Source organism: Paractinoplanes aksuensis (genome assembly GCF_024137025.1).
Taxonomy (GTDB): Bacteria; Actinomycetota; Actinomycetes; order Mycobacteriales; family Micromonosporaceae; genus Actinoplanes; species Actinoplanes aksuensis.
In genome coordinates this window covers 241,519-253,942 of the sequence record NZ_JAMYJR010000002.1, presented here as the reverse complement: position 1 = coordinate 253,942, position 12,424 = coordinate 241,519, and the positions used below count along the sequence as shown (strand labels likewise).

13 protein-coding genes and 1 riboswitch are annotated in these 12,424 nt (G+C 71.0%); of the genes, 7 read left to right on the top strand and 6 right to left on the bottom strand.

Features of this window, described 5'->3' with window-relative positions; translation table 11 throughout:
- Positions 1 to 31: 31 nt before the first annotated feature.
- Positions 32 to 370 carry an Imm51 family immunity protein gene (locus M1L60_RS03140; RefSeq protein ID WP_253235717.1) on the top strand — a complete coding sequence of 113 codons (339 nt, stop codon included), beginning with the start codon at positions 32 to 34 and terminating at the stop codon, positions 368 to 370.
- Between the two features lie 230 nt (positions 371 to 600).
- Here the strand turns inward: M1L60_RS03140 and M1L60_RS03135 are convergent, their stop codons facing one another.
- The 4 genes from M1L60_RS03135 to M1L60_RS03120 are packed head-to-tail and all read right to left on the bottom strand — an operon-like array spanning position 601 to position 3,152.
- The gene (locus M1L60_RS03135) at positions 601 to 1,239 is read right to left on the bottom strand and encodes a hypothetical protein (protein WP_253235716.1); all 639 of its coding nucleotides are present in this window, start codon (positions 1,237 to 1,239) and stop codon (positions 601 to 603) included.
- Between the two features lie 33 nt (positions 1,240 to 1,272).
- Positions 1,273 to 1,767, bottom strand: coding sequence for a peptide deformylase (def, locus tag M1L60_RS03130; RefSeq protein ID WP_253235715.1), 495 nt, complete (start codon positions 1,765 to 1,767; stop codon positions 1,273 to 1,275).
- 27 nt (positions 1,768 to 1,794) lie between these two features.
- Positions 1,795 to 2,289 carry a sigma-70 family RNA polymerase sigma factor gene (locus tag M1L60_RS03125; RefSeq protein WP_253235714.1) on the bottom strand — a complete coding sequence of 165 codons (495 nt, stop codon included), beginning with the start codon at positions 2,287 to 2,289 and terminating at the stop codon, positions 1,795 to 1,797.
- A complete protein-coding gene (locus tag M1L60_RS03120; protein WP_253235713.1) occupies positions 2,286 to 3,152 on the bottom strand; it encodes a hypothetical protein in 867 nt (288 codons plus the stop codon). The genes M1L60_RS03125 and M1L60_RS03120 overlap by 4 nt, the downstream gene beginning before the upstream one ends.
- Before the next feature lie 170 nt (positions 3,153 to 3,322).
- Here M1L60_RS03120 and M1L60_RS03115 point away from each other — a divergent pair, with 170 nt between their 5' ends.
- On the top strand, positions 3,323 to 3,898 hold the full coding sequence (locus M1L60_RS03115; RefSeq protein ID WP_253235712.1) for a dihydrofolate reductase family protein: 576 nt from the start codon (positions 3,323 to 3,325) through the stop codon (positions 3,896 to 3,898).
- Between the two features lie 222 nt (positions 3,899 to 4,120).
- Here M1L60_RS03115 and M1L60_RS03110 read toward each other — a convergent pair whose 3' ends face one another.
- Complete coding sequence (locus M1L60_RS03110) at positions 4,121 to 5,350, bottom strand: chorismate-binding protein (protein WP_438862068.1); 1,230 nt, start codon at positions 5,348 to 5,350, stop codon at positions 4,121 to 4,123.
- A 405-nt stretch (positions 5,351 to 5,755) separates the two neighbouring features.
- On the opposite strand from M1L60_RS03110, the gene M1L60_RS03105 reads away from it, so the two are divergent.
- On the top strand, positions 5,756 to 5,956 hold the full coding sequence (locus tag M1L60_RS03105) for a DUF5999 family protein (RefSeq protein WP_251799955.1): 201 nt from the start codon (positions 5,756 to 5,758) through the stop codon (positions 5,954 to 5,956).
- A 201-nt stretch (positions 5,957 to 6,157) separates the two neighbouring features.
- Here the strand turns inward: M1L60_RS03105 and gcvP are convergent, their stop codons facing one another.
- On the bottom strand, positions 6,158 to 8,962 hold the full coding sequence (gene gcvP, locus M1L60_RS03100; RefSeq protein WP_253235710.1) for an aminomethyl-transferring glycine dehydrogenase: 2,805 nt from the start codon (positions 8,960 to 8,962) through the stop codon (positions 6,158 to 6,160).
- Positions 8,963 to 9,041: 79 nt separating this feature from the next.
- Positions 9,042 to 9,134: riboswitch (glycine riboswitch) on the bottom strand.
- A gap of 51 nt (positions 9,135 to 9,185) precedes the next feature.
- Between gcvP and mgrA the strand changes: the two genes are divergently transcribed.
- The 4 genes from mgrA (at position 9,186) to M1L60_RS03080 (ending at position 12,121) form a co-directional block, all read left to right on the top strand.
- Positions 9,186 to 10,181, top strand: a complete 996-nt coding sequence (mgrA, locus tag M1L60_RS03095; protein WP_308208417.1) for an L-glyceraldehyde 3-phosphate reductase — start codon at positions 9,186 to 9,188, stop codon at positions 10,179 to 10,181.
- Positions 10,178 to 10,840, top strand: a complete 663-nt coding sequence (locus M1L60_RS03090) for a nucleotidyltransferase domain-containing protein (RefSeq protein ID WP_253235709.1) — start codon at positions 10,178 to 10,180, stop codon at positions 10,838 to 10,840. The genes mgrA and M1L60_RS03090 overlap by 4 nt, the downstream gene beginning before the upstream one ends.
- Positions 10,837 to 11,589 carry a nucleotidyltransferase domain-containing protein gene (locus M1L60_RS03085; RefSeq protein ID WP_253235708.1) on the top strand — a complete coding sequence of 251 codons (753 nt, stop codon included), beginning with the start codon at positions 10,837 to 10,839 and terminating at the stop codon, positions 11,587 to 11,589. Before M1L60_RS03090 ends, M1L60_RS03085 begins: the two co-directional genes overlap by 4 nt.
- A gap of 172 nt (positions 11,590 to 11,761) precedes the next feature.
- On the top strand, positions 11,762 to 12,121 hold the full coding sequence (locus M1L60_RS03080; RefSeq protein ID WP_253235707.1) for a hypothetical protein: 360 nt from the start codon (positions 11,762 to 11,764) through the stop codon (positions 12,119 to 12,121).
- Positions 12,122 to 12,424 lie beyond the last annotated feature (303 nt).

The following is a 12,424-nucleotide window of genomic DNA, read 5'->3' as shown; positions in this document are numbered from 1 at the left end:
CGCCGGGGTGGCGGGCTGGCACACTCCTCGGATGGATCCGATCAAGATCGTTGAGACTTCGCCCGGGAACTTCAGCCTGCTTCTGATTGCGGGCACCACCGATGTGGACGGGGTCATCGAGGAGTTGGGGCACGAGCCCAACGGCTACTTCTGGGAGGGGGTGGCCGGCTGGGTGGTGCAGACGGAGGCCCCGGCGCTGACGGATCGGTTCAAGTACGACCCTGAGGGCGGCATGTTCGTCGCCTACGGCACCGACCGGCCTGCGCTCGAGGAGCTGTCCGTACGGCTGACGGCCGTCGCGTCCGACGCCGACCGGGCCCGGCAACTGGTCGCCGCGGCCAAGGAGAGCGGCTTCGAGTTCGACGACTGAGGTCCACCGCTGCCGACCCAGCGCACGGCCGACCGGGAGGATCGGAGCCGTTCGCGGTGGTGCGTCGGTGTCAGGAGGCTCAGCTGACAGCCGAAGCGTCGTTCGGGACCAGAGGTCGAAGCCGCCCGGCATCGAGCACCAACGACAAGAAGCCGGCTGCCGTTCCGGACCGGAGGTCGGAGACGCCCCGCGACGAGGCAGTGCCGGGCCGGGCCGGGCGATCGTGAGCGTCAGCTTGTGGTCAGGGCGCCGTTCAGGAAGAGGTCGACGACCTGCTCGGGCGGTAATGGCGTGTGGGCCTCGGTCGGCATGCGCGACCCGGCCTGGCAAAGGGTCAGGAAGGCGGCCGCGAGCGCTTCCACCGGCAGGCGCAGACGCGATCGGTCCGGCTCCAGCAGCCTGGCGACGGCGTCGCGTACCTCGGGCAGGTCGCTCATGATGCGCCGATCCTGGCGCTCGGTCGGACGCGGAGCGGTGACATCGGTCGAGGGGGTACTGGCGCCCGTGCGTGAGCCGTCGAGCATGGCCTGCTCGTAGGCGGCGAATGCGGTGCGTACGCGACGGTGGTGGGCGTCGAAGATGGTGAGCGCGTCGGCCAGGCGTGACTCGAGCGGCTGGTCCCGCCGGACCGCGTCCAGGGCGGCCACCTCGCGGGTGGCGTCCATCATCGCGACCATGTCGGCCTGGATCGTGGTGGCGCAGGCCCGCACCACCGCGTCCTTGTCGGGGAAGACGGCCAGCAGCTCGGCCTCCCCGACCCCGGCCGCGTCCGCGAGCCGGGCCATGGGCAGGGTGTCGATCTCGCCGAGGAGCGGGATGGCGGCCCGCACGACGAGCTCACGCAGCCGTACCGAATCGGGGGTGTCCATCGGACCGAAGAGTACGAGACCGGCGCCGGCCGTTCAGGGCCGAGCGGGGCGGAGCCGGCGGATCTCGCGCAGCGCCTGGCGGCGTACGTCGCCGGTGAGGGTGTCGATGTAGAGGGTGCCGTTCAGGTGGTCCGTCTCGTGTTGCAGGGCCCGGGCCAGGAAACCCGTGCCGTGGATGGTCAGCGGCTCGCCGTTGCGGTCGAATCCCGCCGCGGTCACCGACATCGCCCGCTTGGTCGGGAAGTACAGGCCGGGGATCGACAGGCAGCCCTCGTCGTCGTCCTGTTCGCCCTCGAAGTCGGTCAGCGTGGGGTTGATCAGGTGGCCGACGGTGCCGTCGACGTTGTACGAGAACGCGCGCAGGCTCACGCCGATCTGGGGCGCGGCCACGCCGGCCCGGCCGGGCTCGCGGACGGTGTCCTCGAGGTCGTCGATCAGCGCCCGCAACTCGGCGTCGAACGAGGTGACCGGGTCGGCCTCGGTGCGCAGGACCGGGTCGCCGATGATTCTGATGGGCCGCACTGACATGCCGAAAAGGCTATCCGGCCCCCGGTCTCAGCCCGCCAACAGGGCCAGCTGGTCGGCGGCCAGCAGCTCGCGCAGCTTGACCAGCGAACGGCGGGTCTGGCTCTTGACCACGCTCACCGGCAGTTCGAGCACGTCGGCGACCCGATCGACGCTGTAGTCCTCGAAATAGCGCAGCACGACTATCGCCCGATCGCGTTCGGGCAGGCGGGCCAGCGCGTCGAGCATCGTCAGACGCAGTTCGGGGCTTTCGCGATACGCCGGCTCGTGCATGACGGCGGCGGCCGACTCGCTCGACGAACGACGGCGGCGGTGATCCAGGAAGACCCGGAGCAGAATCTTTTGCGCGTACGCGATGAGGTTGTCGGACTGCACGGCCCGGCGCCAGCTGAGGAACAGTTTGGTCAGCGCGGTCTGGGTCAGATCCTGGGCCAGGTGCCAGTCGCGGCACAGCATGAACGCGGTGGTGCGCAGGCGTTCGGCGTGAGCGTGGGCGAACTCGGCGAACTGCTCGTCGTCGGTCATGAGACGAACACCGGGACCTGGCCGTAGCGGGCCTCGCCGACCTTCACCAGGTCGCCGTCCATGGTCACGCCCCAGCGCGGGTCGGCGGCGATCTCGACGGCCTCGTCGACGGTCAGGGCGACCTGGCCGGGCGGGTTGGTGCGGCCGTTGCCGGCCAGGCAGGACGCGACGTCGAGCTGCACGGCCGTGCCGTCGGGCCAGCGCGAGACGACCACCGTGTCCTGCAGGCAGTTGTCCGGGACGTGTTCGATCGACACCGTCGCCGTGCCGCCGCGGGGCGGCGGCGCGGCCTTGGCCGGGAGCTGCCCGACGATCAGGCGCACCATGCCGGGCCCGTCGCCGCGGTCGAGGTAGATCTGCACGTACCGCTCGCCGGTGCCGGAGACGGCCGCGTTGCTCGTCCGCCCCGCCGGCAACAGCTGCGTCAAGAGATGAAGCATGGCCCCCGTTGTCGCTTTCTCGCGCGGTCCCGCGGCCCGGTCGACGCCGCTGTGGATCGCCAACGTACGCCCGGGGGCGACACTCGTGGGGGCGGTCCGGCCGGTTGGCACAGATCCGGGAGACGCGGTGATCTTTCGTGCAGCCGAATCCGGAGGAACAGGAACAGCGCTCACGGACGGCGACGAAAGCACCACGGAATCGGCCGCCTGCATCGATTTACGGGGCTCGGAGTTGGCCGCCACGCCACCGGCCAGCACGACGGCGAACACGCCGACCGAACCGGCGGCCACCGACAGCGCCCGGCGGCGGCGCCGTTGCACCCGGTGGCCCTCGCGCAGCGCGGCACCCACCACATCGCCCAGCGGCGGCGGCCGTTCGTTGTTCAGTTCGGCCCGCAGCTGTGCTCGCAGGTCTTCGGTCACCAGCTCAACCCTCTCCGCACCCGTCTGGAAAGCAAGACGTGCCGACCGGGCCGTTCGGTGACCGTGGCGGCAGACCTCGAACGGAGGATTCCCCATGGTGCCCGCTACGACCCGATACGGCCAAATCCTCGGCGGCGGTTCTGTCGTACCCGGGTGGCATCGTTCCGGGCATGCCGAAGACGCAGTACTACACCGCCACTTCCATCGACGGCTACATCGCCGACGAGCACAACTCGCTCGACTGGCTGTTCGAGACCGGCGACGGCCGCGAGGACGAGCAGGGCACCTCGCCGTTCGCCGCGTTCTTCGCCGATGTCGGCGCGTTCGCGATGGGCGCGACGACGTACGAGTGGGTCCACGACCACGACAAACTCGGCGACCATCCGCAGAAGTGGCGGGAGTACTACGGCGACGTCCCGTCGTGGGTCTTCACCCATCGCCGGCTGCCGTCGCCGGCCGGCTCGACGGTGAACTTCGTGCAGGGCGACGTCCGCCCCGTGCACGCCGCGATGACCGAGGCCGCCGCCGGCCGCAACATCTGGATCGTCGGCGGGGGCGAACTGGCCGCCGCGTTCGCCGACGCCGGCCTGCTCGACGAGGTCATCCTCGGCGTCGCCCCGGTGACCCTCGGCGCGGGCGCCCCACTGCTCCCCCGCCGCCTCACGTCCGCCCGCCTGACGCTCACCGGCTTGGAACGCCGCGGCCCGTTCGCCTACCTGACGTACTCGGTGGGGGCGCCCCACTGACCAATGCCTGACAAACGCCCGTGGCGCTCGTGGTGAGAACGGCGAAAGCGGCCGTCCACCAACCGCGCGGGCTCGCACGCCAACGAGGGACTGATGCGCGCCCGGCGTGGTCGGGGTCGGCACAGCGAACTGGCAGCGGGCGTCGAGGCGCTGGTGCGCCGGCCGGTTCCGTGGCGGCCGCGGGCTTGGCGCGACGTCCGGCACGGGCGTCGGCGGTGGTGGTCAGGTGGTGGGAGCGGGTGGGCCGGCCAGCGCGGCTTTGATCGGGGCCAGTTTGGCGGCGGCCTCGGCGACCTCGGCTTCGGGGTCGCTGTCCCAGACGATGCCGCCGCCGGCCCAGGCGTGCACGTGGGTGCCGTCGACGGCGACGGTGCGGATGGTCAGGCCCAGGTCGACGTGGTCGGGGCCGATCCAGCCGACGGCGGCCATGCTCACGCCGCGGCCGACCGGTTCGAGGCGGGCGATCTCGGCCAGCGCGGCGATCTTCGGCGCGCCGGTGACCGAGCCGCCGGGCACCAGGGTGCGCAGCAGCGACGCCAGGTCGAGCTCGCCGGTGATCGGGGCCGACACGACCGACTCGGCCTGCCACAGACCGGACCACTGGCGTACGGCGAACAGCTCCTCGACCTCGACCGGGCCCACCCCGGGCAGCCGGGCCAGGTCGTTGCGGGACAGGTCGACGATCATGACGTGCTCCGAGCGCTCCTTGGTCGAGGCGAGCAGCTCACGGCGGCCCTCGGCGGTGGCGGGCCGGGTGCCCTTGATCGGCCGCGTGACGACCCGGCCGTCGCGCACCTCGACCAGCGTCTCGGGTGACGCGGTGGCCAGCGCCCACCCGTCGCCCACCAGCACGCCGCCGTAGCGCGCCCCGGGCAGCGTGGCCACCCGGTGCAGGGCCGGGACCGGATCACCCGTGTACGGCGCGCTGGTGTGTCCCACGACGTTGACCTGGTACACGTCACCGCGCCCGATGGCCTCCCGCACCCGCGACACCGCAGCCGCGTGCTCCGCGGGCGTCCAGCTCGGCGTCCACTCCCCCAACGCCCACGCCTCATTGCCCGGCGCAGAGCAGCCCGGCGCAGAGCCGCCCTCTGCCACCCAGGCCCTCGACGAGCCCGAACCATCCGGCCCGGTCGTGCCGTCCCGCGCAGTGCAGGAGCCGGCGGAACCGGAGACGTCCGCGGCCGACGGGTCGGGGTGTCCGGGAGCCCGATCCGGCGACTGACGCCGGGCTGGTGTCGCGTCGGGTGGGGGCGATGAAGGGTCCTGCTCGGAGGCGTCCCCGTCGGCTGCGGCGCCGGCCATGCCGGGTGAGGCCTCACCCCGCTGCCACCAGGGGGTGACCGGTTGCGACGGGGGCGCACTATCGGAGGGGAGATGTTCGTAGATGACTGCGTAGACGTCGGGGATCGCCGGGGTCGGGGATGAGGCGGCAAGGGGGCCGCCGGCCATTACGGAACCGGTGTCGGCGGACACGTAGAGTGCCGCTCCGCAGATCGAGCCAGCGCCGATCGGGCGAACGTGGGTAACCGTTCGGCCAATGTTTCGCACGCGCAGTCCGTTGCCGGCGAGGAAGTCGGCGACAAGCTCTGCGGGGTCACCGCCGTCGGACCTGCGCCACTCGAACCATGTTGACGCACGGTGACGGCCCTGGCAGGACGCCGGTGCGCCCGGCGGAGCGACGAAGGGAGGTGTCGGGAAGTGGCCGATCGACCGGCTTCCGTGGAGCATGGAAGGCGAGGATTCTGTCAATGGCGACACCGTCACCGGCTCGAACCGTCGTCGTTCGATTTGAGGTAACGTCCGTCACCGTCGTTGTGAGTCATCACACAAGCCCCCCGACCGGAGAAACACCTGATGTGCCAGCACACGAACCCCTGCCCCACCGCCGAAGCCGTCGATCGCGAGGCCGCGAGGACCGTCGCGACGTGTCGCGAGCAGGGCTGGAGCCTGCTCTGCAACGGCGTCATCGTCTTCGAGGACACCGGTGAGATCCTGCCCGACGGCACGATGATCGAACCGCACCGCGGACCGGCCCGCCACGCCCTCGCGGCGTGACTGAAAAGTAGCTGAAAGCCGACGCTACTCGCGAGTTCACTTCGCTACGCAGAGTAGCGAATGCGAGTAGCGCAGCGCGCCCCCCGACGACGAAGGGCGCGTCCGCCGCGAGGTCGCGGCTGAGCCGAGCCGAAGCTGAAGCAACAGCCCGAATCGGGCCGCGGCGACGATGTCGCCGCCACGGCCGCGGAGCCCGCGGGCTCAGTCCTCGAACGCCTCGGGCGACGGGCACGAGCAGACCAGGTTCCGGTCGCCGTAGGCCCCGTCGATGCGCCGCACCGGCGGCCAGTACTTCGCCGTCCGGTCCACACCCGCCGGGAAACCGGCCACCGACCGCGGGTACGCGTGCTCCCACTCGTCGGCCGTCACCGCCGACGCGGTGTGCGGGGCGTTCCGCAGCGGGTTGTCGTCCTTGGGCCACGCCCCCGCCGCCACCTGGTCGATCTCGCCCTTGATGGCGATCATCGCGGCCACGAAGCGGTCGAGCTCGGCCAGGTCCTCGCTCTCGGTCGGCTCCACCATCAGGGTGCCGGCCACCGGGAACGACATCGTCGGCGCGTGGAAGCCGTAGTCGATGAGCCGCTTGGCCACGTCGTCGACCGTGACGCCGGTCGCCTTGGTGATCGGCCGCAGGTCGAGGATGCACTCGTGGGCGACCAGGCCGCCGCTGCCCGTGTAGAGCACCGGGTAGTGCTCGCGCAGCCGCGAGGCCACGTAGTTCGCCGCCAGCACGGCCGTGCCGGTCGCCGCGACCAGCCCGTCCGGGCCCATCATCCGCAGGTAGGCCCACGAGATAGGCAGGATCCCGGCCGAGCCGTGGGCCGCCGCCGACACCGCGTGGTGGTCGCCCGGCTGCAGCGGGTCGCCCGGCAGGAACTCGGCCAGGTGCGACCGCACAGCGACCGGGCCCACACCGGGGCCGCCGCCGCCGTGCGGGATGCAGAAGGTCTTGTGCAGGTTGAGGTGCGACACGTCGGCGCCGAACTTGCCGGGCCGGGCGAAGCCGACCAGCGCGTTCAGGTTGGCCCCGTCCACGTAGACCTGGCCACCGGCCTCGTGCACCGCGGCGCACAGATCGGCGATCGAGGTCTCGTACACGCCGTGGGTCGACGGGTAGGTCACCATGATCGCCGCCAGCGACTCCGAAAAACGAGCGATCTTGGCGTGCAGGTCGTCCAGGTCCACGTTGCCGGCGTCGTCGCAGGCCACCACGACCACGCGCATGCCGGCCATGACCGCGCTGGCCGCGTTCGTGCCGTGCGCGCTCGACGGGATCAGGCAGACGTCACGGTGCTCGTCGCCGCGCGAGCGGTGGTAGCCGCGGATGGCCAGCAGCCCGGCCAGCTCACCCTGCGACCCGGCGTTGGGCTGCACGCTCACCGCGTCGTACCCGGTGATCTCGGCCAGCCAGCCCTCGAGCGTCGACACCAGCTCCTCGTACCCGGCCGTGTTGCCGGCGGGCGCGTACGGGTGGATGTCGGCGAACTCGGGCCAGGTCACCGGCTCCATCTCGGTGGTGGCGTTGAGCTTCATCGTGCACGAGCCCAGCGGGATCATGCCGCGGTCGAGCGCGTAGTCCCGGTCCGACAGCTTGCGCAGGTAACGCAGCATGCTGGTCTCGGAGTGGTGCGACGAGAACACCGGGTGGGTCAGGTATTCAGTGGTCCGCCCCAAAGCCTTCGCCCCGCACGCAGCGGGCGCCGCGACCGGCACACCGAACGCGGCAAGCACGGCGTCGACGTGCGCATCGGTGGTTGTCTCGTCGGTGGAGATCGACACGCGGTCGGCGTCCACGAGCCGCAGGTCGATGCCCGACTTGGCCGCGGCGGCGACCACAGCGGCCGCGCGGCCCGGAACGACAGCGGTCACGGTGTCGAAGAACGCGTCACTGGCGACCGAGACACCGCCCGAGGTGAGGCTGCCGGCGAGCGTCAACGCATGGGAGTGGACCCGCGACGCGATCGCCTTCAGGCCGGCCGGACCGTGGTAGACCGCATACATGCTCGCCATCACCGCGAGAAGGACCTGGGCCGTACAGATGTTGCTCGTCGCCTTCTCACGACGAATGTGCTGCTCCCGCGTCTGCAGGGCCAGCCGGTAGGCCGGCGCTCCGTCCGCGTCCTTCGACACACCGACCAGGCGACCCGGCAGCGACCGCTCGAGCCCGGCCCGCACGGCCAGGTAGCCGGCGTGCGGCCCGCCGAAGCCCAGCGGCACCCCGAACCGCTGCGTCGTGCCGGCCGCGATGTCGGCGCCGATCTCTCCCGGCGCCCGCAGCAGCGTCAGCGCCAGCAGGTCGGCCGCCACCGTCACCAGCGCGCCCTGGCTGTGCGCGGCTTCGATCAAAGACTTGTGATCCCGTACGGCGCCCGACGCCCCCGGGTATTGCAGGTGCAGCCCGAAGAAGTCATCGGGCAGCGCGGCGCCCGCGTCGAGATCCACCAGCACCAGCGAGATACCGAGCGGCTCGGCCCGGGTCCGCAGCACGGCGAGAGTCTGCGGCAACGTGTCCGCGTCGACCACGTACACCTGGGACTTGGACTTGGAGGCCCGCTTGGCCAGCGTCATGGCCTCGGCGACGGCGGTGCCCTCGTCCAGCATCGAGGCGTTGGCCGTGGTCAGCCCGGTGAGGTCGGTCACCATCGTCTGGAAGTTCAGCAGCGCCTCGAGCCGGCCCTGGCTGATCTCCGGCTGGTACGGCGTGTAGGCCGTGTACCAGGCCGGGTTCTCCAGGACGTTGCGCCTGATCACGGCTGGGGTGAACGTGCCGTAGTAGCCGAGCCCGATCATCGAGGTCGTCACCCGGTTACGGCCCGCGATGGCCCGCAGCTCGGCGATCGTCTCTTCCTCGGACGCCGCGTCCGGCAGGTTCAGCGTGCCCGACCAGCGGATCGCCTCGGGGATGGCGGCCTCCATCAGGGCGTCCAGCGACGCGTACCCGATGGTCTTGAGCATGTGGGTCTGCTCGTCGCTGTCCGGACCGATATGCCGGGATGCGAACGTCATGACGGGCTCCTGAGAGAGAGGTCGACAAGCGGCCTCCCCCTCTGTCACACCCCGGGGATGAGGGGATGCTTCAGAGTCGCCTGCCCACGCGGTCCTTTTGCCTGAGAGGTTCCGGGGAGGATTTGCCCCTTCGGCGCCGAGGTGAACCCTCGGTCTCTCCCGCATGGCTGGCCTCCAACCTACCAGCGATCATGGTCGGAGCCCCTATGCCTAGGGTGGGGTTGTGACCTACACCCCCGCGGGCGACCGCTACGACACCATGCCCTACCGGCGGACCGGACGAAGCGGGCTGAAGCTGCCCGTCATCTCGCTCGGGCTGTGGCACAACTTCGGCCACGAACGCCCCTGGCAGCGCCAGCGCGACATCGTGCGCCGCGCGTTCGACCTCGGCGTGACCCACTTCGACCTGGCCAACAACTACGGGCCGCCGTACGGCAGCGCCGAGGAGAACTTCGGCCGCATCCTGGCCACCGACCTCAAGCCGTACCGCGACGAGATCGTCGTCTCGACCAAGGCCGGCTACGACATGTGGCCCGGCCCGTACGGCGACTTCGGGTCCAGGAAGTACCTGGTCAGCTCGCTCGACCAGTCGCTGCAGCGGCTCGGGCTCGACTACGTGGACATCTTCTACCACCACCGGCCCGACCCGGAGACTCCGCTCGAGGAGACCATGGGCGCGCTCGACGCCGTGGTCCGCGCGGGCAAGGCCCAGTACGTCGGCCTGTCGAACTACAACTCGGCCCAGACGGCCGATGCGGCCGCCATCCTGAAGCAGCTGGGCACGCCGCTGCTGATCCACCAGCCGTCGTACTCGATCCTCAACCGCTGGATCGAGAAGGACAACCTGCTCGACACCCTGCAGGAGGTCGGCGCGGGCGCCATCGGCTTCAGCCCGCTCCAGCAGGGCCTGCTCACCGACCGCTACCTGGGCGGCATCCCGGACGACTCGCGGGTGCGGACCAGCCGCTTCCTCAACGAGGACGCCCTGACCAGCCAGACGCTGGGTCGCATCCACGCGCTCAACGACATCGCCCAGCGGCGCGGCCAGTCGCTGGCCCAGATGGCCCTGGCCTGGGCGCTGCGCGACGAGCGGATGACCAGCCTCATCATCGGCGCCAGCAGCGTCGAGCAGCTCGAGAACAACGTGGCGACGATCGACAACCTCGCGCTCGACGAGTCCGAGATCGGCGACATCGACGGGACCGTGCTCGACCTGTGATTCAGCACACGATCCTCGGCGTCGTGGTCGGGTCCCGGGCCTACGGACTCGACGGGCCCGGCTCCGACCACGACCGCCGGGGCGTGTACGCGGCCCCGACCCGGGCCTTCTGGACGCTCGACAAGCCGCCGACCCACTTCGACGGGCCGCTGGACGAGCAGTTCACGTGGGAGATCGAACGCTTCTGCACGCTGGCCCTGCAGGCCAACCCGACCGTGCTCGAGGTGCTCTGGTCCCCCATCGTCGAGACGATCACGCCGGACGGTTCCGCGTTACGGGCAGCCCGGCATGCGTTCCTGTCGCGCCGGGTGGCGGCGACCTACGGCGACTACGCGCGCGACCAGCTCAACCGGGTCACCGCCCGTCGCGAGCGCACCGGCGAGACCAACTGGAAACAGGCCATGCACATGATCCGGCTGCTGCTGGCCGGCGCCCACGTGCTGCGCACCGGTGACGTCCTGGTGGAAGTCCGGTCGTTGCGGCCCCGGCTGCTCGCCGTCAGGAGCGGGTCGGTGCCGTGGAATTCGGTCGTGGACTGGGCCCGCGACCTGCAAGATGATCTCGCGTCGGCCCGGGAGTCGACGGAACTGCCCGAGGCGCCCGATCGCGGCGCGATAGATCAACTGCTTGTCGGCGTACGGGAAAGGGGGTTGCAGTGACGACCGAAGTGCCCGAGTGGTCGGCCGAGGTGGTGGCGCAACTGCCGTACCCGGTGATCTTCGCGACGGTCAGCGGGGCCCACCTGTACGGGTTCGCGTCCGTCGACTCCGACCTCGACCTGCGCGCCGCCCACCTGCTGCCGGTCACCGAGGTCATCGGCCTGCGCCCCGGCCCCGAGACCATCTCGACCGACAGCTGGCGCGACGGCGTCGAACTCGACGTCGTCAGCCACGACCTGCGCAAATTCGCCCGGCTGCTCAACAGCCGCAACGGTTACGTGCTCGAACAACTGCTGTCGCCGCTGATCGTGGCGACCGGGCCGCTGCACGCACAGCTGGTCGAGCTCGCGCCCGCGTTCATCACCTCCGGGCACGCCCAGCACTACCTCGGGTTCGCCGCCTCGCAGCAGAAGCTGTTCGACAAGACCGGCACGCTCAAGTCGGCCCTGTACTGGCTGCGGGTGCTGCTGACCGGGCAGCACCTGATGCGCACCGGCGAGCTCGAGACCGACCTGGCCGTCCTCGGAACCGCTTTGCCGTACGTGCCGGAGTTGATCGCGATGAAGCGGTCGGCCGAGAAGGGACCGTTCCCGGCCGCCCTCGAGGAGCGGCTGCGGGCCGACACCGCGACGCTGCGAGTCGCGCTGGAAGAGGCCCGCGACAACTCTCCCCTGCCCGGCTACCCGGACCCGGCGGCGGTGGACGCGCTGGACGAAATCGTGGTGACGGCCCGCCTGAGCCCGCGATAGCCAGTGCGCCGAACTGCCGACGGCTGTCTACTACCGACAGCTCTGATCACCACTCGCGGGGCGGTGTGGGTCGTCGCCGAAGGCGTCGTTCAGTGGTCGGCGGCTCTGCCGCTAGAGCATCCTAGGAGGCTAGGAACTCGGTTTGGGTGGCGTGTCGGTTTACGCTGATCGCATGCCGACCGCTGCTCCCGCCGCCGTCCACCTCTCCCGGCCCCATCGGCCGGTGCTGGTGGCGGGCACCCTGGGCGAGCTCCGTGGGCCTACCGTGGGCCTGGTCGAGCTCCCGCTGCGGTTGTGGTGGGGTCCGCAGCGGGCGTTCGACCTGGCCGAGCCGACCATGCTGGCCTGGATGTACGAGAACGTCCTGCGCGAGGCCATCCGCGTCGAAGAGCTGCGCGCCTACCTGCACGGCCCGACCCTCGTGCGGGTGTGGCCCGACCTGAACCTCCCCCGCGGCGTCCGCGCCGCCTGGGAGGCCCGCCACGTCCACCTGCGTCATGCCGCCGCCCGGCTGATCACGGCCACTCGCTGACGGACCGTCCGATCGCTCGGGGCGCGCGAGCTACGCCTTCGGGTCAGGCGCAGATTCACGCCCGAGGCAGGCGACGACGACGGAACGGGCGAAAACGGCGGGCGCGACCAGCAGCCAGAGGCCGGCGAGCATAGCCACCGCCTCGGCCCGTGCTCCAGGCCGGAGGGTCCCTCGAGAACGGCGCCGACCGCGGAGACGACCACGGCCGCCCCGAAGACGACCACCGCCGGGTTGAGGGTGCGCATCTCCGCCGAGTCTTCCAGCCGGTCCCGCCGCACGGCCGCGAATCGCGCGGGACGACCG

Bases quoted from the DNA above. Each gene is read 5' to 3' on its own strand.
- M1L60_RS03140 (WP_253235717.1), top strand. From the start codon at position 32: ATGGATCCGATCAAGATCGTTGAGACTTCGCCCGGGAACTTCAGCCTG.
- M1L60_RS03135 (WP_253235716.1), bottom strand. From the start codon at position 1,239: ATGGACACCCCCGATTCGGTACGGCTGCGTGAGCTCGTCGTGCGGGCC.
- def (WP_253235715.1), bottom strand. From the start codon at position 1,767: ATGTCAGTGCGGCCCATCAGAATCATCGGCGACCCGGTCCTGCGCACC.
- M1L60_RS03125 (WP_253235714.1), bottom strand. From the start codon at position 2,289: ATGACCGACGACGAGCAGTTCGCCGAGTTCGCCCACGCTCACGCCGAA.
- M1L60_RS03115 (WP_253235712.1), top strand. From the start codon at position 3,323: ATGCCGAAGACGCAGTACTACACCGCCACTTCCATCGACGGCTACATC.
- M1L60_RS03110 (WP_438862068.1), bottom strand. From the start codon at position 5,350: ATGGCCGGCGGCCCCCTTGCCGCCTCATCCCCGACCCCGGCGATCCCC.
- M1L60_RS03105 (WP_251799955.1), top strand. From the start codon at position 5,756: ATGTGCCAGCACACGAACCCCTGCCCCACCGCCGAAGCCGTCGATCGC.
- gcvP (WP_253235710.1), bottom strand. From the start codon at position 8,962: ATGACGTTCGCATCCCGGCATATCGGTCCGGACAGCGACGAGCAGACC.
- M1L60_RS03080 (WP_253235707.1), top strand. From the start codon at position 11,762: ATGCCGACCGCTGCTCCCGCCGCCGTCCACCTCTCCCGGCCCCATCGG.